Source organism: Cryobacterium sp. Y57 (genome assembly GCF_002929505.1).
Lineage (GTDB): Bacteria > Actinomycetota > Actinomycetes > Actinomycetales > Microbacteriaceae > Cryobacterium.
Genome location: NZ_PJJL01000002.1, coordinates 1 through 1304 on the forward strand (window position 1 = coordinate 1; position 1304 = coordinate 1304).

Genomic DNA, 1304 nt, shown 5'->3' on the forward strand with positions numbered 1-1304 from the left:
CTGACCTGCCGCGGATATCTCGGACAGCGGGCCCTCTTAAAATGAGGGATCACTGAAAGTAGAGATCAGCATGACCGCAGCACGCAGGCGTTTCACCCAGGAGTTCAAAGACAAGCTGTGCCGCGAGGTGATCAACACCTCCAAACCCATCAAGGACGTCGCCACCGCGTATGGCGTCGGCGCTGAGTCTCTTCGGAACTGGCTCAACAGGTACCGCGAGGCCAACGGCGCTACCGAAGCCGACTTGACCGTCTCGGAACGGGCCCGGCTGAAGGAGCTCGAGCGGGAAGTTCAGGAGCTGCGGGCGGAGACCGCGTTCTTGAAAAAAGCCAGCGCTTACTTCGCGCGGGAGCAGCGGTAGTGAGCAAGTACGAGTACATCGACTCCCAGAAATCTGACCCCACCAATCAGAATTCGGTAGTGAAAATGTGCCTCTGGCTGGCCGTCTCCACGTCCGGCTTCTACCACTGGGCAATCCGGCCGCAGTCCGCGACCGCGGCTCGCCGAGAGGCCCTGATCGCCCGGATTCAGCACTTCTTCGAGGAGTCCGACGGCACCTACGGATACCGCCGGATCCACGCCGACCTGGGCGCCGAGCAGACCGAGTGCTCGCCCGAGCTGGTGCGGCAACTCATGCGCCAGATCGGCCTCGTAGCCTGCCAACCACGGCCCTTCCGCATCACGACCGAAGCCGATGCCGCGGCGGCGGCGGCGGCGAGCATGCCCGACCTCGTCAAACGCGACTTCACTGCCGACCGCCCCGGGGTGAAGTTCGTCGGCGACATCACCTACATCCACACCTGGCAAGGGTTCATCTATCTGGCGACCGTCATCGACTGCTATTCGAAGAAGGTCGTTGGCTGGTCCATCGCCGACCACATGCGCACCGAACTCGTCGCCGACGCCCTCCGCAACGCCGCCGCGACGACCCTGATCGAGCCGGACGCGATCTGGCACTCCGACAGGGGCAGCGTTTACACATCGGCCGAGTTTCGGGCACTGGTGACCGGCCTGGGGATGCGCTCCTCGATGGGCCGCACCGGCGTGTGCTGGGACAACAGCATGGCCGAGAGCTTCTTCTCGATGCTCAAGAACGAACGTGTTTATCGCACCGCATACGCTACGAAATCACAAGCTCGCAGCGACGTCATCCGATATATCGAAGGTTTTTACAACAGTCGCCGCCGGCACTCCGCACTCGGTTATCGCCGGCCGAATGAAGTCCACTACGGTTATCAACAGCCAGCATGGACAGCGTAGAAGAATCCACTAATTCCGCTGTCCGAAATACCCGCGGCAGGTCA

The 1304-nt window shown here is 62.0% G+C and carries 1 protein-coding gene; it reads left to right on the forward strand.

Going from position 1 to position 1304, the window contains the following annotated elements; all coding sequences use genetic code 11:
• Nucleotides 1-70 precede the first annotated feature (70 nt).
• Nucleotides 71-1260, forward strand: a protein-coding gene (locus CXY72_RS00010; RefSeq protein WP_104125711.1) for an IS3 family transposase whose coding sequence is annotated in 2 segments (ribosomal slippage) — nt 71-332 and nt 332-1260 — 1191 coding nt in all. Because the reading frame shifts where the segments join, the coding sequence is not laid out codon by codon here.
• Nucleotides 1261-1304 lie beyond the last annotated feature (44 nt).